The organism is Paenibacillus arenosi (assembly GCF_014841135.1).
In the GTDB taxonomy this organism is placed as follows: domain Bacteria; phylum Bacillota; class Bacilli; order Paenibacillales; family Paenibacillaceae; genus Paenibacillus_B; species Paenibacillus_B arenosi.
The window spans coordinates 12,885-33,442 of record NZ_JACYTN010000032.1; the positions used below are offsets into that span (position 1 = coordinate 12,885).

A 20,558-nucleotide genomic window follows, 5' to 3' on the forward strand; every position below is an offset into this window, starting at 1 on the left:
TGGACTGAAAAAACCGGCAGCGACGGTTGTGCAGTTTGGCGAAAAATCGGTAGATTTGTGGACGGAGACAATAGAAAAGCCGAATTTTATATTATTGGGTCTAGGGCAGCATACGTATGGTTTTATGATTGATCTGGAAATAGTTGCATTTCAACAGGAAGTTCAGTATGATTTTACTGATAATGAATAGGTTTATGTGTGACTGGCGTAGCATGGGGCACCATGAGGGAGCACATAGATGACAACGGCCGTACGCCTGGGCAGAGGTAAGGGAGTGTATTTCCCTTGCCTCTTTCTTGTATTTTGACATAACTAATCTATTAATTGATGAAAAGAGGAGCTGACAATTATGCTACATACAACAAAACTACTACTGCTGGGCTCGGGAGAACTGGGCAAGGAAGTAATCATTGAGGCTCAACGTTTAGGAATCGAGACGGTGGCAGTTGATCGCTATGAGCATGCACCTGCTATGCAGGTTGCGCACCGTTGTTATGTGATAGATATGCTGGATGGGGACAAGCTGCGGAGCGTTATTGAGCAGGAGAAGCCGGATTTGATTGTACCTGAAATTGAGGCTTTGGCTACGTCGGAACTGGTTAAGCTCGAAGATGAAGGATATCGCGTAATACCGACCGCCAGAGCTGCGAAGCTGACGATGGATCGCGAGGGAATTCGTAGACTTGCGTCTGAGAAGCTGGGTTTGCCTACAGCAGGCTATCGCTTTGCAGATACATATGAGGAATTTGTTGAGGCCGTACAGCAGATGGGTTATCCGTGTGTAATTAAACCATTGATGAGCTCCTCTGGCAAAGGACAGAGTGTCTGCCGAAGTGAGCATGATATTGAACCTTGCTGGCAAACTGCCATGGAAGGCGGACGGGTGCAAAATGGACGGGTCATCATTGAAGAGTTCATTACCTTCCAATCCGAAATTACGCTGCTGACAGTACGTTCTGTGAACGGTACAAGCTTCTGCGCACCCATCGGACACATTCAGGAGGACGGAGATTATATCGAGTCGTGGCAGCCACATGCGATGAGTGAGCAGCAGCTAGAGGAAGCCAAGTCGATAGCTCGAGCCATCACAGATGAGCTCGGGGGCTATGGATTGTTTGGTGTTGAACTGTTTCTGACGGCAGACAAAGTGTACTTCAGTGAAGTTTCGCCACGTCCGCATGATACCGGATTAGTCACACTCGTCACTCAGAATCTGTCTGAGTTTGCACTGCATGTCCGAGCTATCCTCGGATATCCGATTCCGGAGATTACATTGATCACACCTGGAGCCAGCCGACCATTGAAAGCAACACAAGAGCTGGAGAATTATACGATTACAGGAGCTGAGCATGCTTTGGAAGTTCCGAACACACAGCTACGCATCTTTGGCAAACCGGTTACCAAAGTAGGTAGAAGGATGGCTGTTGCTCTATCTGGAGCGGACACTGTGGAAATCGCACGTCAGCGCGCGAAGCTGGCACTGGATCAGCTGCAGGTGGAAAAAGCTTGATTCAACGAGTTTTATGGACTTTTTGAATGAATCTACTCAGAAGTAGGTAGAGAATGTAAAAGATATGGAATTGTTAAAAAAGGGTGTCCCAAAGTCTTAAATGGCCTAGGGACATCCTTTTCTCATGAGGGAGTAAATCGTACACATTTCCAATATTCAGGTAAAAAGTAGGTGGATTCAAGATAAATGATCACTATAATGAAAATAAGATACAAATTATTTAGAGCTTTATTAGGTAATGAACATTAAACATCCATAGTTTTAGGAGGTTATCCTGTGGGAAGATCATTCGCAAATTTACATATCAAGTCGAAAAACCTTGAGAAGACTGTCGAAGCATTAAGAGAGCTAAGCGTAAAGCATCCTAAAGTACTGGGTAAAAATGAAGGTCAAGAAACCAAAATTATCATGTATGTAAGTAAAAGCAACGAGGTCTGGATCAGCGTGCTCCACGATTATTTCGTATGGGGGACAGTGAAGAGGATCGGCAAAACGTTGTCCCAGCTCATCGAGGGACCGGTGATGACTGCCGGATATATGAATGAGGAAATATTCGAGTTATCTATCTTCGGGGATGGAGACATCCAGGCTGAAAGAATCTTTTGCGAACCTTGGACGAAGGATGAATATGAGCTCAAAGAAGAATGTTTTAATGATGACTATCTCCGAGAAGCGTTAGATATCCGTAGTGAGGATTTTGACGCTTTAATAAAGATGACAGGACCAGCACAAGCCGTAGATAAGCTATCGGAACTTGTGAAAATATTTTTATGGAGTGATGCGGAGTGGATACCATACGAAGAAGCTCTCAGAGATAGATTTAGGAAATATGAATTTTAAAAGAGTGGAGGTCATCCTGCATGGCTAAGGACGTGTGGGATAACATTTTAAAACATATTGAAACGATATCACAGCCGATTTATTCTACCGTTAACCCTCCTGCTACCGAAGAAGAAATTGACCTCTTAGAAAGCACATTAAACGTCCAACTACCGAGCGATTTTCATTACTATCCACATGAAATGGACAACATGAACAAGTACCTTTTATCGGCTACAACTCCTTTTATCTGTCCCGGATATCATCGAAACATGGTCTATGATGAATGATTTGTTGGAGGAAGAAGAGCAGGTGGAGTGGATCGACGAAGATCGACTCTGATTTGGAGCAAAAAATGGATTCCGTTAGGAGGTTAAAAAATGCGTAAGAAATGGAAAAGAAAGATTTTGATCAATAATCCTGATGCGCTGGATCGAGTACAGATCAAGCAGGACTTGCGCGCTGGTAACCAAGTGATTGTTCAGTTCTCTCACCCGGATTTTTATGGCTCTATTTTGGAGGAAGTGGATGAGCTTTGCGCACGTTTCGATGAAAACTTCGGAGTACGTTTCTACGGGCATAATTCCCTCTCGTTCGATGCTCGTACGCTCCTGAAGATTCCTCATGTCAAAAACCTGCATCTAAATAGTCTTATCCACGCACATAACATTGAAACATTGTCTGCTTTGAAACACATACACAGTTTGCATGTGGGCATACATGAGCTGGAGAATTCGGATATTTTGGGAATAGACTCACTTCGATCTTTAAGAGATTTATCCATTATTTCGGACAAAAAGCTTCTCAACCTGCAATATGTTAAGGAGTTCTCTCATCTGGAACACTTGCATGTTGGGGGCAAGGTGAAAAACCTGGAGGCACTCGGCTATCTGGAAGGGTTAAATTATCTCGCGCTACATTCGATTAGTAAATTACCGTTACATTTTATAAACCGATTGAAGAAGTTGAAACATCTTCGCATCTTACTTGGAGGGCGAGAGCATATTCAGGAAATCGAAGAGAATGAAATTGATCACTTGGAAATTTGTAGAATCCGGGGTTTTCATGACCTGAGTAATATTACGAGATTCCGAGCGTTGACGAGCCTTACGATTGAGGATCAAGCTCAGATGCGTGAAATTAGCTTTGATCGTGGGATGGAGACGTTGGAGGAGATGACGATTTCAAATTGTAAAGGTTTATCATTTTTGTCGGATATGGAGCGGCTACCGTCACTGCGCAAGCTCCGCATTTTCAAAACGGCCATTGATTTTGATTCCTTCATCCAGCAAAAGCTTCCGCGTGCATTGTCCGAGTTAGAATTTACAACATCCAAAAGCAAAGTAGACTTAGAAATACAAGATTCCTTATTCAAGCTGGGTTTTCAAAGATGGAGCATCTAATTCATAGAGTAGAAGAAAGGATGAAGAAAGTGCCAAATGATAACCAAGCTCGCGTTTCTGCTTTTATTAAAGAAGAAGGCAGTTATTCTCTTGACCTGACGGGTCCACGCAGCCACACTCTTGTTATGCGACCCGGTGTGGGCAGTTTATCTATCGGACCAGCGCAATCGGGAAAAAAGGCGGACCTTCACGTTGCGCCACAATATTGGCTGGGACTGAGATAACCTATGAAGCATGCGTTAATGGAGAGATTAGAGATTTTTATTCATCGGGAAGAATAAGCGTTTGTAGGAAATGCTAGTAGAGAAGAAATGGCTTGCATAACCGATGGTTAATATTAACATTGACAATTATACGTTTTTTAAAAATAATAGTATGTAATTGAATACTGGTACCTTTAATTCAGTCCAGAGAGGCTGACAAGGGAAGCGGATCTATTTATTCACGCGTGTACAGGGCATATTCCGTCAGGGATGCTTTGCTTTTTCGCGCGGTTTAAGATGTAAAAAAGAGGCTACTTGTCAGTTTGATACATGACAAGTAGCCTCTTTTTCTGCTTTTTGGTATCAGAACACTTTAAGCTGGAGGTATTCTGATGAGCAATCAAGATCAAGAGTTTTCGTGGCAAGCGGTACCGAAAACGCAGAGAAACCATTTTTGGAAGACATTATCCGTAATGTTGGGATTCACTTTCTTTTCGGCAAGTATGTTGGCAGGGGGAACGCTGGGAGTCAGCTTGACGTTCATGGAGTTCATTGGAATTGTACTGGTAGGAAATTTGGTACTCGGCATCTATACAGGATCGCTGGCTCATATCGCAGCCAAAACAGGACTTTCCACGCATTTGCTGGCAAAATATTCGTTCGGTGAGAAAGGTTCGTACCTGCCTTCGTTCCTGTTAGGCTTCACACAGGTCGGATGGTTCGGCGTCGGCGTCGCCATGTTCGCGGTTCCGGTAGCCAAAGCCATGGATTGGAACGTGTACCTGTTGATCTTTTTGTTCGGTTTCGCAATGACGGCAACAGCCATTTTCGGTATGAAGTCGCTCGTCATTCTGGGCTATATTGCGGTTCCGGCCATTGCCATTCTCGGTAGTTACTCGATGTTCGAAGGAGCAGCATCGCTTGGTGGTTTGCAAGGGTTGCTCGATTACACGCCAACAGAGACGCTTACGATGGCAGCGGCATTGACCATTTGTATCGGGTCGTTCATAAGTGGTGGAACGTTGACACCCGATTTTGCCCGGTATTCCAAGACATCCAAACAGGCGGTTACGGCAACAGTCGTTGCGTTCTTCTTGGGAAATTCACTCATGTTCCTGTTCGGCGCAGTAGGTGCAATGGCCTATAAGCTGGCTGATATCTCAGAGGTCATGTTCCTGCAAGGTTTGACCATTCCTGCGATCATTGTTCTGGGGTTGAATATTTGGACGACCAACGATAATGCCCTTTACGCTTCCGGATTGGGTTTTGCAAACATCACTAAGATTTCGAAAAAGCTTCTCGTCGTTGTAAACGGCATCGTGGGTACTATATTTGCCATGTGGATGTACAACAATTTCGTAGGTTTCCTGAGTGTGCTCAGCGCTGCGGTACCGTCCATCGGGGCTATCATTATCGCGGACTACTTTTTTATAAAGCGAAGAAACTATAAACCATTTGCCGATACAACATTCATGAGTGTGAACTGGATAGCGATGGTCGCTTGGGCCCTCGGCGTTGCCTTCGCTCAGCTGGCTCCAGGAATTACGCCATTAAATGCACTGATTGGTACGGCTGTAGCTTACATCGTGTTGATGCTTATCGTTCCTGCGAAAGAATCTAAAGAAAAGGGGAAAATAAATGATTATACAGAACGCCAAATTGCGGGGTAAAGAAGGTTTATGGAATATCGTCGTGAAAGACGGGAAGTTTGAACAAATTACGCAAGCACAGGAAGAAGCCACTACAGATGAAGAAATAATTGACGTCAACGGTTCGCTTGTGCTACCGCCATTCATTGAACCTCATATTCATCTGGATACAACGTTAACGGCGGGCGAGCCAGAATGGAATTTGAGCGGAACGCTATTCGAAGGCATCCAACGCTGGTCAGAACGCAAGGCGTTCCTAACACATGAAGATGTCAAAACCCGCTCTAAAACGGCACTGAAATGGCAGATCGCACAGGGCATCCAACATGTACGAACGCATGTAGACGTCACTGATCCAAGCTTGACTGCAGTTAAAGCTCTACTTGAAGTGAAAGAAGAAATGGCACCTTACATGGACATCCAGCTTGTCGCTTTTCCACAGGAAGGCATTCATTCTTACCCGAACGGCGTGGAATTGCTAGAAGAGGCGTTGAAAATGGGCGTGGACGTGGTCGGCGGCATTCCGCATTTCGAATTCACGAGGGAATATGGCGTTGATTCGATGAAGGTCGCATTTGACCTCGCTGAAAAATACGACCGTCTCATCGACATCCATTGCGACGAAATCGATGACGAACAATCCCGTTTCTTGGAGGTCGTCGCGAAAGAAGCCTACGAACGCGGACTGGGCTCCCGCACGACGGCAAGCCATACGACGGCGATGGGATCCTACAATGATGCATATACGTACAAATTGTTTAGATTGCTGAAAATGGCTGACCTTAATTTCGTCTCTAATCCTTTGGTCAACATTCATCTGCAGGGACGTTTCGATACGTATCCGAAAAGAAGAGGACTGACTCGAGTCAAAGAGCTGCAAGAAGCTGGTCTTAATGTGTGCTTCGGTCATGATGACATCTTTGATCCATGGTATCCGCTAGGCACGGGCAACATGCTTCAGGTGTTGCACATGGGCATCCATGCTTCGCAGTTGCTCGGTTACGATCAAATCGTGAATTCAATCGATCTCATTACGAAAAATAGTGCAAGAACACTGCATATTGAAAATGTCTACGGCATTGAAGAAGGTAAGCCTGCTAACTTCATCGTTCTTGAGGCAGAAAACGAATATGAGGCCATTCGTAAACAGGCCGTAGTGCTTTATTCGTTCAGAGGCGGCCGCAAAATTGCAGAAACAAAGCCGCGTGATACGTCCATCATTTTTGATGGCGGTTCGGAGAAGATTACTTTCAATAAATAATTGAATTTATAATCGAATGAAGCATGCCATGTATCAAGCAGAGCCTGCGCATTAACCAAAATCCCCTCATGGTAGACAGGGTAATAAGAGGACGCGTAATCGTGAACTCTTCCTGGATACAAGAGGGGATCTTCCTTTGCAATAGTACGCTCTTCTTTATCTAATTTAGATCTATCCAATTCTTTTCCACGCTTTTTACTTGCTCCGAGTACCTCCTTTACACCTTCAGTCGCCGAACACCTATTTTAATAAATGCTAATAAAAAGCTCTTTTCATACTATAGGGGGGTATGGTATATTGATCGTGGAAATAAGGAGGTGAAGCAATCTCAACAATTTCAGAAATGCTTACTAAAGGTATTGAGATCGATCTATGCATCCTATTGAAAGCACTACAGACAAACTAACTTAACGATTCGTTCAGAAGATAATAAACCATCTAACGAAAGGAATGAAAAGTGATGAGTTTAGAAGCTCTAAATGAACAAGTAAGAAGGGATCTTTCTTATCTTGCATATGGAGGAGAAGACTGGATACGCCGAACCCGCCATCCTGAGGGGCATGTCTATGATGCCGTTATTATAGGAGGCGGCCAGTGTGGCTTAGGTGTAGCCTTTGGGCTACTGCGTGAAAGAATATCTAACATCCTTGTCCTCGATGAAAACGTTGAAGGATATGAAGGGCCATGGGCAACTTACGCTCGTATGATGACATTGCGTACGGTTAAACATTTGATATCCATTGATCTTGGAGTGCCTTCTCTGACTTTTCGGTCTTGGTGGGAAGCACAATTTGGGGCACAGAGTTGGGAGGAGGTCGATAAGATTCCACGGAACGATTGGATGAACTATCTACGCTGGTATCGAAAAGTTCTTCATTTACCTGTTATTAATGAAGTAAAGGTGAAACTGATTGAGCCTACAGGAGATGATGTTTATCGACTGCATATGGAAGGAGCAGGAGCATCTTCTAATCCATTACTCGCCCGCAAGGTTATCTTAGCCACTGGTATTCAAGGCGGTGGGGAATGGCATGTACCCTCTATGATTTCCGCAGCATTACCTCGTCACCTCTATGCACACACCTCAGAAAACATTGACTTTAAGGCCCTAAAAGGCAAGAAAGTGGCCATTTTAGGCGGTGGAGCCTCAGCTTTTGACAATGCCAATTTTGCATTATCCGAAGGTGTGGGGTCGGCTCATGTGTTTGTCCGCCGCACGGAAATGCCACGTATTAACCCAATGAGACAAATGGGGGTGTCAGGTCTAATTGAACGTTTTCATGTACTATCTGATGCTGATAAATATGCCATTATAGACCATTACTTAAAGCATCAACCTCCTACAAATGACACATTTGAACGCGCAGCTTCACAGCCCGGGTTTCAATTACACTTAGGTGCACCATGGATTGACGTTCAGTATGAAGCTGAAAAAGCCGTTGTCACTACTCCCCAGGGTAACTTCACTTTTGACTTTCTAATCATTTCCACTGGTCTTGTAACCGATCATTCTCTACGTCCAGAGCTTAAGCTGTTTGAGCCTTATATTGCACGTTGGGGCGACTATTATCATGCACCTGCTGAAATCGCCAACCATAAGCTTGATGCGTATCCTTACCTTGGCCCTGACTTTACTTTCACATGCCGCGATAAAAAGGATTCAAAGTTACTTCATGGGCTTTTTGTATTTAACTTTTCAGCATTAGTTAGTTGTGGCATCTCAGCCTCTTCGCTTCCGGGAATGAGATATGGGATACCTAGACTCGTCTCAGCTGTTGCAGACCAATTGTTCTCTGATAATCGTGAGGAGATTTTGAAAAGCATCTATTCTTATAATGAAGCTGAATTTGTTGGGTTAATGGGAGGGTAGGAAAGTGGATAAAGTTTTTACAAAATCGACGGGTGCATTACTAGTATTAGTCTTTATTTGGGGTGGAAGTTGGCCGATTTATAAAATGGCTGTGCCTTATACGCCCCCGTTATTATTTGCAGGTATGCGTACATTGATTGGGGGCCTTATACTTGCAGCTCTCTTATATAAAATGAGAAACAAGATCAAATGGCATGAAAATGGGGCTAAATATTGTATTTCAGCATTTTTCAATACGATTCTCTTTTTTGGATTACAGACGGTAGCGCTCAATTATTTGCCAGGAGGACTGTTGTCAGTACTTGTCTATTTTCAGCCCGTTCTACTTGGAATATTTGCTTGGATATGGCTTGGAGAGTACATGTCGCCGTTAAAAGTTATAGGTTTGATTATCGGATTTCTTGGCATTGTATTTGTCAGTGTGGATGGATTAACCGTTCATGTATCGGTCATTGGTGTTGTCTTAGGGTTGCTTATGGCATTGAGCTGGGCACTTGGTGTCGTTTATGTGAAGAAGGTGCGCAAGGAAGTAGATGCTTTCTGGATGGTGTCTTTGCAGTTTATTATTGGTGGAGTTGTTCTAATAGGAACTGGAAGCATTATTGAAAATTGGTCAGCTATTGAATGGAATAGTAAATACCTTTTTGGACTCGGGTACGGCTCTACTTTTGGCATTCCACTGGCATACATCATTTACTATAAACTTATAAATGCGGGAGAAGCCAGCAAAGTCGGAACATTCACCTTTCTTGTACCGATCATTGCCGTATTCATTAGTACGTTGTTCCTAAATGAACCGATAACTTACCGCCTTATCGTAGGTCTATTACTCGTAGGTGTAAGTATATATTTGGTGAATCATCGTGGAAAATTATAAATGCTTCATTTTTCAAATGAGCGCGAGCAAAATGTAATACAGAAGAGTAACAGCGTAAATTCTGCATATATAATGTTACTGAAGAACCAACTCCTATCGTGAGTAATGAGCCGATCCTAGTCTTTTGTATGCGTTGTAAGATGTAAAAAACGCTCAGCGTATTTTCCCCACCTATGCATTGTTGAAATCTATGATCCGGTCAGAAAACATACTAACATGGCTTAGAAAGACCATGTTAGTATGTTTGTTAATAGAAACTGACAAAAAAGTAGCCTGACATTATAATTGTAATATATATCCTACATAAGAACTGGCCGGGAGGAGCGGCGTGCAAGATTAAGTAATGTATTTAATGGGCAACTATTTCTACCGAGGAGGGAGAAATTCCGATGAATATAGCCGTCAAGTTGTTACGACAATTCAAAGACCGCACTGCCCGACATAAGCTGAAAGGCTATCGAGACAAAACGGAACTTATCAGGAAACGAAATTTGGAAGCATGGGACGAAAAGCAGCTGCAGGCGGAATCTCTCCGGCTAAAAAAGGAAGCAAGATCAGGTACGCCTTTGGACGAGCTGCTTGTCGATGCCTATGCGCTAGTCTGCGAGACAGCGAAGAGAAAGGTTGGATTACAGCCTTACGATGTCCAGATCATGGCTGCCATCGCTCTGCACGAGAGATTTTTGATCGAGCAGCATACCGGTGAAGGAAAAACGCTCTCTGCTGTTATGCCTGCTTATCTCAATGCGCTGTCTGGTGAAGGCGTTCATGTGCTCACTTTTAACGACTATTTGGCAAATCGAGATGCGGAGTGGATGGGCCCGATCTATCGTTTCCTCGGATTAACGGTAAGCTCGGTTCAAGCAGGCATGAGCCAGTCCGAAAAACGAGGAGCGTACACCGCAGACATAACCTATGTTACGGCCAAAGAGGCAGGCTTCGATTATTTACGCGACACGATCGCACTCATCGAAGCTGATACTGTGCATCGTCCTTTCCACTATGTCATCGTCGACGAAGCGGATTCACTGCTGCTCGACGAAGCACGGGTACCGTTAGTCATCACCGGTGAGTCGGGCTCTTCCAGCAACGACGGTACTCGTTTCGCAGAAGTAGCTAGGCAGCTCGAGCAAGACGAGCATTACGACTTCGATGATTTCCAGCGGAATGTTTATTTGAATGAAGCAGGAGCAGCGAAAGCGGAGTTGCTTCTGGGATGCGGCAATTTGTACGATAGCCATAATAGTCATTTATTAACGTCATTAAATTGCGCGCTGCATGTAGAATCGTTATTAAAAAGAGACGTCGATTACATCGTCCGAGACGGGAACATCGAATTGATTGAAGAATATACAGGACGCGTGGCGGAGAACAGGTATTTGCCGGACAGGTTGCAAGCCGCACTTGCGGCTAAAGAAGGGCTACAGTCGAAAGCCGACGGGAAAATTCTCGGTATGATCACCCTACAACACTTTCTTAGCCTGTATCCGAAAATGTGCGGAATGACAGCTACTGCCCACGCTTCCGCAATGGAATTTGAAGAAATTTATGCGCTGCAGGTCGTGCAAATCCCGTCGAATCGGCCAAACATACGGATCGACCATCCGCACCGAATTTATACCCATAAAGAAGCCAAACTTAAAGCACTTGTACAAGAAATCTCTCCGTCCATGCGACGGGACGTCCTATTCTCATTGGTACGTCAAGTGTAGAGGAGTCTGACATGCTAGCGGAGGCGCTAGCGGTTATCGATGTACCTTGCCATGTTCTAAATGCAAAAAACGACAAAAAGGAAGCCGAAATCATCGCCAAAGCGGGAGAAATCGGCGCCGTGACGGTGTCTACGAATATGGCAGGACGCGGCGTAGACATTCGGCTCGGCGGCGGGAGCCCCACGCAAGCAGAGGTTGTCGCCAAGCTTGGCGGGTTATACGTGATAGGTACACATGTAAACGAAAGCGTGCGGATCGACGACCAACTTCGCGGGCGTTCCGGCCGCCAAGGTGATCCGGGAGCTTCCGTGTTTTTCGTAAGTTTGGAGGACGAGTTGTTGCTGCGGTTCGGCATCCATAAAGTGATTCGTGCTCCCAGGCAGGATAAGGCTCTCGAAGATCCGGTGCTCCGCAGCCAAATTGCGCATATTCAGCGTGTGATTATGGGCCAAAACTTCCATATCCGTCAGGAACTGAACGGTTATTCGGATATGGTGGAGGATCAGAGGCGAATTCTATACGAAGAGCGGCTCGGCATTTTAAAAGGCGAGAAGCCGATGAGCCCTTCGGAGCAACGGGTACGGCTTTTTTATATGGACGAGTTCTGGGCTGATCATCTTGCCTACGTTTCTTACATTCGCGAAGGCATCCACTTAGAGGGCCTTGCCAGCCGCAATCCAATCGATGAATTTCATGTACAAATCACCCAAGCCTACGATCAAATTCCCGCTAATATAAATAGAGAGACAGCGAATATGCTTGAGAAGCTCGGAGGTTCGAATGATCCGGCAAAGCGGGAAGAGTTCGGGCTGAAGAGCCCTGCTTCTACTCGAACTTATATTATTAACGACCAATACATCCAGAATAGGCGCAGCTCATGGAGCGCAGTGCCGGTATTTGCTTTTTGGATTCGCAAGATGTTGAGTCCACTATTCAGTTGGTCGAAATTTTGAATGAGAAGCATATAGCAACGAGAACAGAGGGGCGACTCCAGCAATTTCACCAAGCACAAAGAACACGCCACACTCAGCGTGTTCTTTGTTTTTTTATAGTGAATCGCGAGTAGAAGGAATTATTCCCCCTCTGTATTTTAAACGCTTGCAAACTGAGTAGTAGAGGAGGCCTCTTTTTATGTAGTCTGTTGTTGTCTACTTCGAACCCATTCCATCGCTAATTGAACATGTTTCTCTAGCATAGTCATATCATCATTTAAGTATCTCATAAATAGCAAACCGTGAATCATAGAGAAAAGGAACGTTGCATCTTCCCGATTAGGTAGTACCTGTTGAAGAGTTACAATATACTTTTCACCAATTGCATGAAGAGCAGCAAGATGTTCCGGCTCTAATTCCGTGCTGCGATAATAATCTAATATAAACAGTGTTTTCTGGATGAAGTAACTTTCCTGTGTTAGTAAATATCGAAAAAGATGCTGTAGTCGTTGTTCGGCGGTTTCATACGGAAGATCATCCATTCCATGCATAATGTCTTTCGTTGTAAGATGTTGAAGCATTTGTCTAAGCAAATCTTTTTTGTCGGGGAAATAATGATAAATTGTTCCTGTAGAAACATCTAGATACTTTGCAATCTGCCGCATCGTTAGCGACGATATCGCTTTGCTTGCAAACAAATCGAAACAACGATCTAGCAGCTCTATTCGATAGCTTTCATGATCGACAATCTTAGGCATAAGTATTCACCTCAATAGTATCCATAATTTATATATTATATAACGCACGTTTGACATAACTATATGGGTGAAAATTGTTGAAATCAATACCTACTTCTGTACATTTCCAATAATACTTTATTGTTGCTATACACTTTTAAATAATCATTTATTTGATCACGAGGGCTGTAACAGCTCAATTTCGCTTGAACGGTTACAGCCCATATTTCCTAGCACGTACAACCTCACTCATACCTCTTATTAAAATCCTGATTCCAGTAGTATCTCTGCGCTTTACCATATTGCTATTGATTTCTTACATAGGGTTATGTTTTACTATAGGTGTAAATTGATTTTCTACTTTTTTCCTGCGAAAGGGGATGTTTTAATGACTGCTTATATGGTATTGGTGGTTTTAACTTAACCGAATATCGGGCATAGGGAATTCCAATCTTTGTTTATAGCTTGGAATGAGAAAAAACGGGACTATCACCCGTGTTTTTTTGCTATGCCGTAAACAGTAACCTTTCGTGAATACTGCTGTTAGCGGGATACGATGATGGTCGTATCCCTTTTTGCTTATAAGCCGATTTTTGGCTTTTCGCCGCGAACAAGCAGCTTCTTAGGAGGCTGCTTGTTCGCGGTATTTTTATGCCCAAAAACAACTTTCATTTATATAGGAGAGGATCGGTTCAATGATTGATTTGAAACAGTATGGATATATCGAAGCCGAAACACCGCCGATAGGATTCATACCTGGAAGAGTTACAGAACTTCAGCGGGATCAATATACCGTCATCACCACACTAGAAACGGAGGATACAAGAAATGAACAACCATAATGAAAAGTTTGTAAAGCCCGAAATACTGATGCTTGCTTTGAGTAAAATGCTCGACAAGACGATAATCCACGCAGATTATCAATTTAAAGAGCTGCAAGGTGGGACAGTAGGAAATGTTCAGCTTGTAACAGGTATGGCTGAAACGTCCGATGGTGAAATTCTACCGTACAAGGTGGTTTGGAAAACACAGAAAACATTTGAGCGATATGGTGATCCGAATTCATGGCGTAGAGAGTACGATCTCTATGCATCGGATTTCAAACAGGTTTTCTCTGATTCATTCCGTTGGCCGGAGTGTTATCACGCCGAAATAAATGACAATGAGATTCAACTGTGGATGGAATATATAGATGGTGTGTCAGGCTTACATCTGACCACAGAAATGTATGAACGTATAGCCGAGGAATTGGGACGATTTCAAGGGAGGCTATATACAGAACGACCAAGCGGATTGCAGAATCTCTCCAATTTAAGTAAGGTTGAGTATACGAAAAACTACTATCTGCGGTATCGTTCATGGCATGTTGTGTATGATTATATACGCTCCGATGACTGCGAAATTCCGAAGCACCTGTGTAACATGCTCATAGACTTTGATAATAACGCAGACGAAATATTTAGTCGTATTGACAAGCTGCCAATCGTGCTTTGCCACAGAGATTTTTGGGTGGCCAATATATTCTATTCGGACAATAAAATCGTACTTATCGATTGGGATACCGCCGGATGGGGTTATATGGGCGAGGATATCGCAAGTTTAATAACAGATGAAGCGGATGTCTGTCATATGATTGAATACTACCACAAATGCATTCCTGCGTATTACAAAGGTTTTTCGGAATATGCGGATGTGTCGCATATCTCTGATCATTGTATTTATGAACGAATCGTTGCTATGTTCGGATATAGACTTGTGGAGTGGTATAAATTCGCTGAGTCTCCCGAAGATAAATCCATGCATCTTAATACCTTGCAAAAAATCTATGAGATGAAAAATTTGTAGATGCGAATAGAAGAAGCCGCCCGTGGGGGGAAATTGAAGCATATTTAAACTAGTTAAGGTCAGAATAAGGAGGGTGAATAAACACCAACTAACTACGATGTAGGGGGACTTTACAATGAATATTCGAGAAGGTCTAATACCAACTGCATTAGGTGTAGCTGTAACGGGTGCAGGTTATGCGATGAAACAAAATCGCGGTTCAAACAAGATGATTGCAAATACCGTTTTTGGTTTCGGTTTAGCACACGTCGTATTAGGCGTAATAGACCTTGTAGAGCATCGTCGTTAGAAATAAAGAGAGCCGAGCAGTGTTACGCTCGGCTTCTTACATTATTGAAGATTGCAGTGAAGTGGGGAAAGATCATACACCGTAAAAGTGATCTAAGAACTTATAAAACCGTTCAAATTAGTTTTGTCGTTTGTTAACTTCAATCGTAATGAACTCCGGTAAATAGCTTGGCGTACATCCTTTTGCTACCATTTCGTCTTTATAAAGCCCCGTTTTCTCACCAAGTTTCATACAACGTGCACGATTCTTTTCATCATAGACGCCTATCCAGCCTGCGGTGAAATTCATAGCCCATTGAACCTCCGGTTCTTCCTGCGTAATAGTGGCTTCTATTGTAGATAGTAAGTCTTCGGTGTTATTAGGCGGTGTTTGTCCAGTCCATCTCAATCGCGCTTGATAATACCAGAAGACTCGCCTTTGAAGAGCAGAAGGGCTATTTCCCCATGACTCCATAAATGCAATTGTCTTCTTGTCTTTGGTGAGCTGATTAGCCATTAACCAATCCATTAAGTAGTTTCGCTCATCAAAAATGTGCGTCTGCATATCTTCATCAAGCTTATTTAACACTTCTTGTGAAAGAAGTTTTTTATCCATAATTAAGATCGCTAATAGTCTGGGCAAAAACTCTTCGGTTGACCAAAGTTCCATAGCTAGTTCGTGGTCTTTTTTTATGTCCTTTGCGATTTTTCGTAAGTCGCCTAGCTTTGTTTTACTATTGATTTGAGTTAGAATGTGTTCTGCTTTTGAAGAACGCTTTATTTCTGTACCTTTATTTTCATTCATTTTATACCACTCCTTGATAACAATATTATCGCATATTGGGGGTTATCGTCGTAGTCCTCAGAGCTTGTGTCTAGCTTTCACCTCATAGTATCCACGACGCTGCCATATTTCCAGTACTGTTAGCGCTTAACGAACGTAATGTAATCGACTTGGACAGGCTCTGCCGATTCGATCCGAAGTAACCGGTTGATCTGGCCCCGGTGATATTGCCCATGTAAGATCACCTGTAATAGAATGTCCCGGATGGACGTTCGGAACGGAATCCCGCTCAGGTTCGCATAGTCGATCATCTCGTCCAATTTCGATTCCTCGAGCCCCTCGATATATACACGATATTGCTCAGCGTTTTCTTCAAACATCGTCCGGATCTTCATGAGGCCTTCCGCTTCTTCCCACAACAAATATTGCGTGCTTCCTTGGCCCTGCAATCGGGACAGCCAGACAGTTTCTGCAACCGCAACGTGCCGAACTAGCTTCAAAAGGTCCTTGTTCTTCGTCTTACTTTTCTCAAGCGCGTCCAAGATGCGTCCATCCGCCCAGTACAAGTGGTCCATCATGCATTTGATCGTCTTCATTTCGGCTTCCCCCTCTTGGTCTTATTGTTTGTTTAAACCTACAGTTATCCGTTAGTTTAATCATTTGAGTAAAGTAAAATAACCTTTACGGGCGAACACTTTATTATTGTAATACAGATATTTGTTTCAAGGATATGAAGCGATCGTAAGTAAGGTGTTATAATGTTCACAAAAAAGTCTAGGTTTATCTATTGTAAATAGCTGCGTAGAAGATAAACTAAGAGGGAGCATGCAATTTTAATCTACAGCGTGTGGAACAATAGTTTCATTCACGTTTAATAAAATAGAGGACTACAAAGGCGTAGTCTTACCAAGAGCAAAGAGGCTTAAGGTTATAGCATTCCTACATGATAGGAAGAGGTATAACCTTAAGTCTCTTTGTGTTTATTCTCTCTTTTAACCGAGAAATGAATCAATGATCAAAAATGTATCACAGCTGTAATGATTGCTATGTTCATTGCAAGTAAAATGATTCCAAAAAATTACACCTTAGAAGTAGAGGAGAGTACTCATGAATATCGATAAAAAGATGATTGAAGAAATGGTTCGTAACATGATCATGGAAAAAGTAGCGGCTGATGCTACTGAACAGAACGTTCATAGAGGTCCTGGAGGGATTACTTCTGTTAAAGTGCCAAATATGAAAGTAACAGAAGAGGATCGTCTTGATACGGGCAACCCTAATGATATCGTCTATTGTAAAGATCTTTTTTCGCTAAAGGAAAGTCCAAGACTTGGCTGCGGTATCATGGAAATGAAAGAAACAACCTTTGATTGGACACTTAACTATGATGAAGTTGACTATGTGATTGAGGGACATCTGGATGTTATCATTGATGGTACAAAGGTGTCTGCTGGTCCAGGTGAAGTAATCCTAATTCCAAAAGGAAGTAAAATTCAATTTTCTGTGCCAAATTATGCACGTTTTATCTATGTAACGTATCCGGCTAACTGGGCAGAACAAGCGTAACATTCTAATTGCTACTTGCCAGAGGAACAGCCATTTCATTAAGCTAACGGGCAGCTTAGTTAAATAATGAACAAAGGACAGAGTTAGCGGTGAAGAATCACCGACTGACTCTGCTCCAATAAATTAACTGTTCCTGACCACTGGCTAAAAGCTTGTATTATTTATATGTACCTGCAAGGAATATTGTACCTGAAGCACCGATTATATCAACTAATTTCGCAGTCACCTTAAGTTCCTTCGCACCCTTGATATCTAATGTAACTGATTGACCACTACCACCTGGGGACAAGAACACTTCTTTCAGCAACACCTCACCGTTAAATACTTTAACGGAAATCTCTTTAGAAACCGATACAGGGAGCACAGAAAGTTCTAATGTCTGGTGTTTACCTTCGGGTTTGAACGTAACCTTTTGCTCTACATTAATTTCTTTCATAAGTACACCTGATCCATAATCCTTACCGTCATGAACGGTGTACTGTTTGTCCGTTGTGACAACAGAGGAATATCCTACATCAATTTTTTCAGATGTTAGTGGAGTAGTAGCTAACTTTTCGCCAAGAGTGATTTTTTGAGTTTTATTATCAAACTTTACCGCGATCCCTAAAGCATCAGAAACCGCTCTAACCGGAAGGTAGGTTGTGTTATTATAATTAATAGCGGCTATTTTATTTCCAGATTGATCCTTAGGCGTCCACTGCTTTCCGTTGACTTCATAACGAATTCCCCAATTCAAGTTTGCTGTAATCTTTTCAAGTACTGGTGCAGCCCCGACACCAATAGCCATACCCCCAAGCATCGTTACAGCAGATAATAATACGACAAATTTCTTCTTCAATTAACATTACCTCCTATTTCTTACTTACCAATCATTATATGAAAATATGAAAATGTATACAATATAAACCATTTCATATTATTCAAGCTTTAGTAAGCTGAGAAGGCGGAGCGGGATAGAGAGACTTATTGCAAGTCATAAATGGATTGGGATAACTATAGGGACAGGGTGGAAGCGGGTGCTAAAAATTTAGGTATCATGTTCACTGCATTTTATCCTGAATAGTTAGAAACAAAATGACAGAAATCATCATGATTGTGGAGTAGGAGGATACCTGCAAGGAATATACTTCTCAATGAATTGATCGACGGTAATCGATTTTCCAAAATGATGAACTACGTGTTCGAGGACATGCTTTCTTTGTTCTTGTGTAAAAGCGGATGTCGCGTCTTCGACAACTGTCACTTCATAACCAAGGTCATGCCCGTGTCTAAGGGTAGATTCTACGCAAACGTGAAGCGCATAACCTGCGATGTATATTTTGTTGATCCCCTGATTTCGAAGGAAACTATCCAAATTGGATCCCGCAAACCCACTGGCCCCGGTTCTGCCCGACACAACAAACTCTCCCGATTCAGGAGTGAACGCTTCTCCGAATTGGCTTCCTAGTGAGCCTTTAATGAATGTTTTATACGTGGAAATGGCAGCGCGCAAACCATACGTTGTATTGCCTAATTCAATATGGTTTTCCTCAAAGAACAGACCGCAGTGAATAATTTGAATATCGGTTTTCCTTGCTGCTTCTAGTAATTTTTTGGAGCTTTCAATGGAGTTAGCAAATTGTTGATGATCTTTGATCAAATGATGAATTTTTCCGTCTTTTGAGAGCCATTCATTCTGGTATTCAATTAAAATAAGAGCTTCTTTTTCACGGAGCGTTACGTCGGAAGGATATTGTTGAATGAACATTTGAATTCCTCCTTATATTTGCACATAAAGTTTTTCGTTACAGTACAAGTTTCAATCTGTACCTCGCTACTAACCGCCCGTACCGTTACATCTAAATGTATTTGCAAAAGCAGACCAGCAAACCATTCCTTCAGTTGTAATCGTTGATTTATTGGGCGTGACATCATCTCCTCGAGCAAATTTTTTCTTGTAATTTTAACACCTTCATTGTAACTTTTCTACAATCATTGTCAATAACGTTTATTCATTGAAGTAACAAGGCTTGGGTGATAAGGCGTTATTCAATCATTTAAAGAAGGCGAAGGGGTGACCAGAAAATACGATTATCTCAGTAAAAGAAATAAAAAAGACGGTCGTTACATAACGGCCGTCTTAACTTGTAAGTATAAGTTTTATAAGTATACATGTTAATGCAGGTGACTTGTGGGGACCAGTAAAGTCCGCAGGATCGCCCTTATTTGTAGTTACATCGTATGGGGAATAGAATACAGGCAGCTCGTGCATATATATCGAGGAATTTGAGTGGGAGAAAGATTGGTCATAACGAAGATGACATTGCCACCGCTACATATTCTCATCAGTTACATTTATAAGTGAAAATGTAGATGTCAGTCCGGCATAGTCACCGGCCAAGCTTGCTAATGGCTTCCATTTATCTACTACTGTTTTATAATTTCCCGCATAGTAGGCGGAATCTATTTGCACATGCTCTATAATTCCAAGAACTAGATGATCTCCGCCGATGGGTATAATTCGATCGAGTTTTAGCTCGAAAGCAATTGGAGCTTCAAGTACCGCTGGTACATTGACACACTTACAAGGCTTGGGCGTGACCCCTGCAAGTTCAAACTCATTCTTTAACGGCCCGACATTAGCGGACGAACGCTGCATCGCTTCGCCTAGAGGCTCGGAAACCATATTAATTACATACTCTCCAAGCTCACGAATATTGGTCAGCGTATCTTTGACTGTACCGTCTCGTTCACCTACGCCCGGGCCGATGGAAATCAGCAATGTTGGTGGGTTACGGGAAGCAACCGTAAAAAAACTAAAGGGAGCCAAGTTTAATACGCCTTCCTTGCTTTTGGACGAAACCCATGCAATAGGTCTCGGTACTACTGAACCGATCATCAATTTATACATTTCATGTTCACTTACATCGCTCGTATTAAACTCGATTGCATCATAACTAGGCATAATTACTATCCTTTCATTACTTTCTCCCGCGGCAGTTTCGGTTTAAACTGTTAATCAGAGAGAAGTTAACTGCTTGCACTTGGAACTCATACTAACACATATCCTCAAAAAAAATAGTACGCACTTTAAAGTGTGTACTTACTTCAAGGAAAGGGAACTTGATGATGAAACAGACCGAA

General features: G+C 42.7%; 18 protein-coding genes, 2 pseudogenes and 1 riboswitch. Of the genes and pseudogenes, 14 read left to right on the forward strand and 6 right to left on the reverse strand.

Annotated features, from left to right (window positions below; all coding sequences use genetic code 11):
* Positions 1 to 188 precede the first annotated feature (188 nt).
* Positions 189 to 269, forward strand: a riboswitch (ZMP/ZTP riboswitch).
* Between the two features lie 80 nt (positions 270 to 349).
* The 10 genes and pseudogenes from purT to IFO66_RS21950 all read left to right on the forward strand — a co-directional run bounded on the left by purT (position 350) and on the right by IFO66_RS21950 (position 12,257).
* Positions 350 to 1,510 carry a phosphoribosylglycinamide formyltransferase 2 gene (purT, locus tag IFO66_RS21910; RefSeq protein ID WP_192027167.1) on the forward strand — a complete coding sequence of 387 codons (1,161 nt, stop codon included), beginning with the start codon at positions 350 to 352 and terminating at the stop codon, positions 1,508 to 1,510.
* A 276-nt stretch (positions 1,511 to 1,786) separates the two neighbouring features.
* The gene (locus tag IFO66_RS21915; protein ID WP_192027168.1) at positions 1,787 to 2,350 is read left to right on the forward strand and encodes a hypothetical protein; all 564 of its coding nucleotides are present in this window, start codon (positions 1,787 to 1,789) and stop codon (positions 2,348 to 2,350) included.
* Positions 2,351 to 2,370: 20 nt separating this feature from the next.
* The gene (locus IFO66_RS21920; RefSeq protein WP_192027169.1) at positions 2,371 to 2,619 is read left to right on the forward strand and encodes an SMI1/KNR4 family protein; all 249 of its coding nucleotides are present in this window, start codon (positions 2,371 to 2,373) and stop codon (positions 2,617 to 2,619) included.
* Positions 2,620 to 2,709: 90 nt separating this feature from the next.
* Positions 2,710 to 3,732: a hypothetical protein gene (locus IFO66_RS21925; RefSeq protein ID WP_192027170.1), complete on the forward strand. Its 1,023-nt coding sequence runs from the start codon at positions 2,710 to 2,712 to the stop codon at positions 3,730 to 3,732.
* Between the two features lie 20 nt (positions 3,733 to 3,752).
* Positions 3,753 to 3,932: pseudogene (locus IFO66_RS23915) on the forward strand (hypothetical protein); the annotation flags it as partial.
* A 395-nt stretch (positions 3,933 to 4,327) separates the two neighbouring features.
* Positions 4,328 to 5,605 (forward strand): cytosine permease, encoded by a 1,278-nt coding sequence (gene codB, locus IFO66_RS21930; RefSeq protein ID WP_192027171.1) that lies wholly within the window; start codon positions 4,328 to 4,330, stop codon positions 5,603 to 5,605.
* Complete coding sequence (locus IFO66_RS21935; protein WP_192027172.1) at positions 5,574 to 6,845, forward strand: cytosine deaminase; 1,272 nt, start codon at positions 5,574 to 5,576, stop codon at positions 6,843 to 6,845. The genes codB and IFO66_RS21935 overlap by 32 nt, the downstream gene beginning before the upstream one ends.
* 460 nt (positions 6,846 to 7,305) lie before the next feature.
* Complete coding sequence (locus IFO66_RS21940) at positions 7,306 to 8,715, forward strand: NAD(P)-binding domain-containing protein (protein WP_192027173.1); 1,410 nt, start codon at positions 7,306 to 7,308, stop codon at positions 8,713 to 8,715.
* 4 nt (positions 8,716 to 8,719) lie between these two features.
* Positions 8,720 to 9,592, forward strand: a complete 873-nt coding sequence (locus IFO66_RS21945; RefSeq protein ID WP_192027174.1) for an EamA family transporter — start codon at positions 8,720 to 8,722, stop codon at positions 9,590 to 9,592.
* Positions 9,593 to 9,981: 389 nt separating this feature from the next.
* A pseudogene (locus IFO66_RS21950) lies at positions 9,982 to 12,257 on the forward strand (preprotein translocase subunit SecA).
* A gap of 176 nt (positions 12,258 to 12,433) precedes the next feature.
* On the opposite strand, the gene IFO66_RS21955 reads toward IFO66_RS21950, so the two are convergent.
* The gene (locus IFO66_RS21955; protein WP_192027175.1) at positions 12,434 to 12,994 is read right to left on the reverse strand and encodes a TetR/AcrR family transcriptional regulator; all 561 of its coding nucleotides are present in this window, start codon (positions 12,992 to 12,994) and stop codon (positions 12,434 to 12,436) included.
* 674 nt (positions 12,995 to 13,668) lie between these two features.
* Between IFO66_RS21955 and IFO66_RS21960 the strand changes: the two genes are divergently transcribed.
* The 3 genes from IFO66_RS21960 to IFO66_RS21970 all read left to right on the forward strand — a co-directional run bounded on the left by IFO66_RS21960 (position 13,669) and on the right by IFO66_RS21970 (position 15,107).
* Complete coding sequence (locus IFO66_RS21960) at positions 13,669 to 13,815, forward strand: hypothetical protein (RefSeq protein ID WP_192027176.1); 147 nt, start codon at positions 13,669 to 13,671, stop codon at positions 13,813 to 13,815.
* Positions 13,802 to 14,818, forward strand: coding sequence for an aminoglycoside phosphotransferase family protein (locus tag IFO66_RS21965; protein ID WP_192027177.1), 1,017 nt, complete (start codon positions 13,802 to 13,804; stop codon positions 14,816 to 14,818). Before IFO66_RS21960 ends, IFO66_RS21965 begins: the two co-directional genes overlap by 14 nt.
* Positions 14,819 to 14,933: 115 nt before the next feature.
* Entirely contained in the window at positions 14,934 to 15,107 is a 174-nt protein-coding gene (locus IFO66_RS21970; RefSeq protein WP_192027178.1) for an asparagine synthase, read from the forward strand.
* A gap of 117 nt (positions 15,108 to 15,224) precedes the next feature.
* Here the strand turns inward: IFO66_RS21970 and IFO66_RS21975 are convergent, their stop codons facing one another.
* Together IFO66_RS21975 and IFO66_RS21980 are read right to left on the reverse strand one after the other, a co-directional pair.
* Complete coding sequence (locus tag IFO66_RS21975; protein WP_192027179.1) at positions 15,225 to 15,890, reverse strand: DNA alkylation repair protein; 666 nt, start codon at positions 15,888 to 15,890, stop codon at positions 15,225 to 15,227.
* 119 nt (positions 15,891 to 16,009) lie between these two features.
* Positions 16,010 to 16,465 carry a DinB family protein gene (locus IFO66_RS21980; protein ID WP_192027180.1) on the reverse strand — a complete coding sequence of 152 codons (456 nt, stop codon included), beginning with the start codon at positions 16,463 to 16,465 and terminating at the stop codon, positions 16,010 to 16,012.
* Positions 16,466 to 16,976: 511 nt separating this feature from the next.
* On the opposite strand from IFO66_RS21980, the gene IFO66_RS21985 reads away from it, so the two are divergent.
* Positions 16,977 to 17,435, forward strand: a complete 459-nt coding sequence (locus IFO66_RS21985; RefSeq protein ID WP_192027181.1) for a cupin domain-containing protein — start codon at positions 16,977 to 16,979, stop codon at positions 17,433 to 17,435.
* 157 nt (positions 17,436 to 17,592) lie between these two features.
* On the opposite strand, the gene IFO66_RS21990 is transcribed toward IFO66_RS21985, so the two are convergent.
* From IFO66_RS21990 to IFO66_RS22000, 3 genes are all read right to left on the reverse strand, one after another.
* Positions 17,593 to 18,273, reverse strand: coding sequence for a stalk domain-containing protein (locus tag IFO66_RS21990; RefSeq protein ID WP_192027182.1), 681 nt, complete (start codon positions 18,271 to 18,273; stop codon positions 17,593 to 17,595).
* A gap of 249 nt (positions 18,274 to 18,522) precedes the next feature.
* A complete protein-coding gene (locus tag IFO66_RS21995) occupies positions 18,523 to 19,182 on the reverse strand; it encodes a cysteine hydrolase family protein (RefSeq protein WP_192027183.1) in 660 nt (219 codons plus the stop codon).
* A gap of 564 nt (positions 19,183 to 19,746) precedes the next feature.
* Positions 19,747 to 20,379, reverse strand: a complete 633-nt coding sequence (locus IFO66_RS22000) for a flavin reductase family protein (RefSeq protein ID WP_192027184.1) — start codon at positions 20,377 to 20,379, stop codon at positions 19,747 to 19,749.
* Positions 20,380 to 20,558 lie beyond the last annotated feature (179 nt).

Excerpts from the sequence above, each read along its gene's own strand:
- purT (WP_192027167.1), top strand. The coding sequence starts at position 350 with ATGCTACATACAACAAAACTACTACTGCTGGGCTCGGGAGAACTGGGC.
- IFO66_RS21995 (WP_192027183.1), bottom strand. The coding sequence starts at position 19,182 with ATGTTCATTCAACAATATCCTTCCGACGTAACGCTCCGTGAAAAAGAA.
- IFO66_RS21920 (WP_192027169.1), top strand. The coding sequence starts at position 2,371 with ATGGCTAAGGACGTGTGGGATAACATTTTAAAACATATTGAAACGATA.
- IFO66_RS21960 (WP_192027176.1), top strand. The coding sequence starts at position 13,669 with ATGATTGATTTGAAACAGTATGGATATATCGAAGCCGAAACACCGCCG.
- IFO66_RS21940 (WP_192027173.1), top strand. The coding sequence starts at position 7,306 with ATGAGTTTAGAAGCTCTAAATGAACAAGTAAGAAGGGATCTTTCTTAT.
- IFO66_RS21955 (WP_192027175.1), bottom strand. The coding sequence starts at position 12,994 with ATGCCTAAGATTGTCGATCATGAAAGCTATCGAATAGAGCTGCTAGAT.
- IFO66_RS21925 (WP_192027170.1), top strand. The coding sequence starts at position 2,710 with ATGCGTAAGAAATGGAAAAGAAAGATTTTGATCAATAATCCTGATGCG.
- IFO66_RS21985 (WP_192027181.1), top strand. The coding sequence starts at position 16,977 with ATGAATATCGATAAAAAGATGATTGAAGAAATGGTTCGTAACATGATC.
- IFO66_RS21980 (WP_192027180.1), bottom strand. The coding sequence starts at position 16,465 with ATGAAGACGATCAAATGCATGATGGACCACTTGTACTGGGCGGATGGA.
- IFO66_RS22000 (WP_192027184.1), bottom strand. The coding sequence starts at position 20,379 with ATGCCTAGTTATGATGCAATCGAGTTTAATACGAGCGATGTAAGTGAA.
- IFO66_RS21975 (WP_192027179.1), bottom strand. The coding sequence starts at position 15,890 with ATGAATGAAAATAAAGGTACAGAAATAAAGCGTTCTTCAAAAGCAGAA.
- IFO66_RS21965 (WP_192027177.1), top strand. The coding sequence starts at position 13,802 with ATGAACAACCATAATGAAAAGTTTGTAAAGCCCGAAATACTGATGCTT.
- IFO66_RS21935 (WP_192027172.1), top strand. The coding sequence starts at position 5,574 with ATGATTATACAGAACGCCAAATTGCGGGGTAAAGAAGGTTTATGGAAT.
- IFO66_RS21970 (WP_192027178.1), top strand. The coding sequence starts at position 14,934 with ATGAATATTCGAGAAGGTCTAATACCAACTGCATTAGGTGTAGCTGTA.
- codB (WP_192027171.1), top strand. The coding sequence starts at position 4,328 with ATGAGCAATCAAGATCAAGAGTTTTCGTGGCAAGCGGTACCGAAAACG.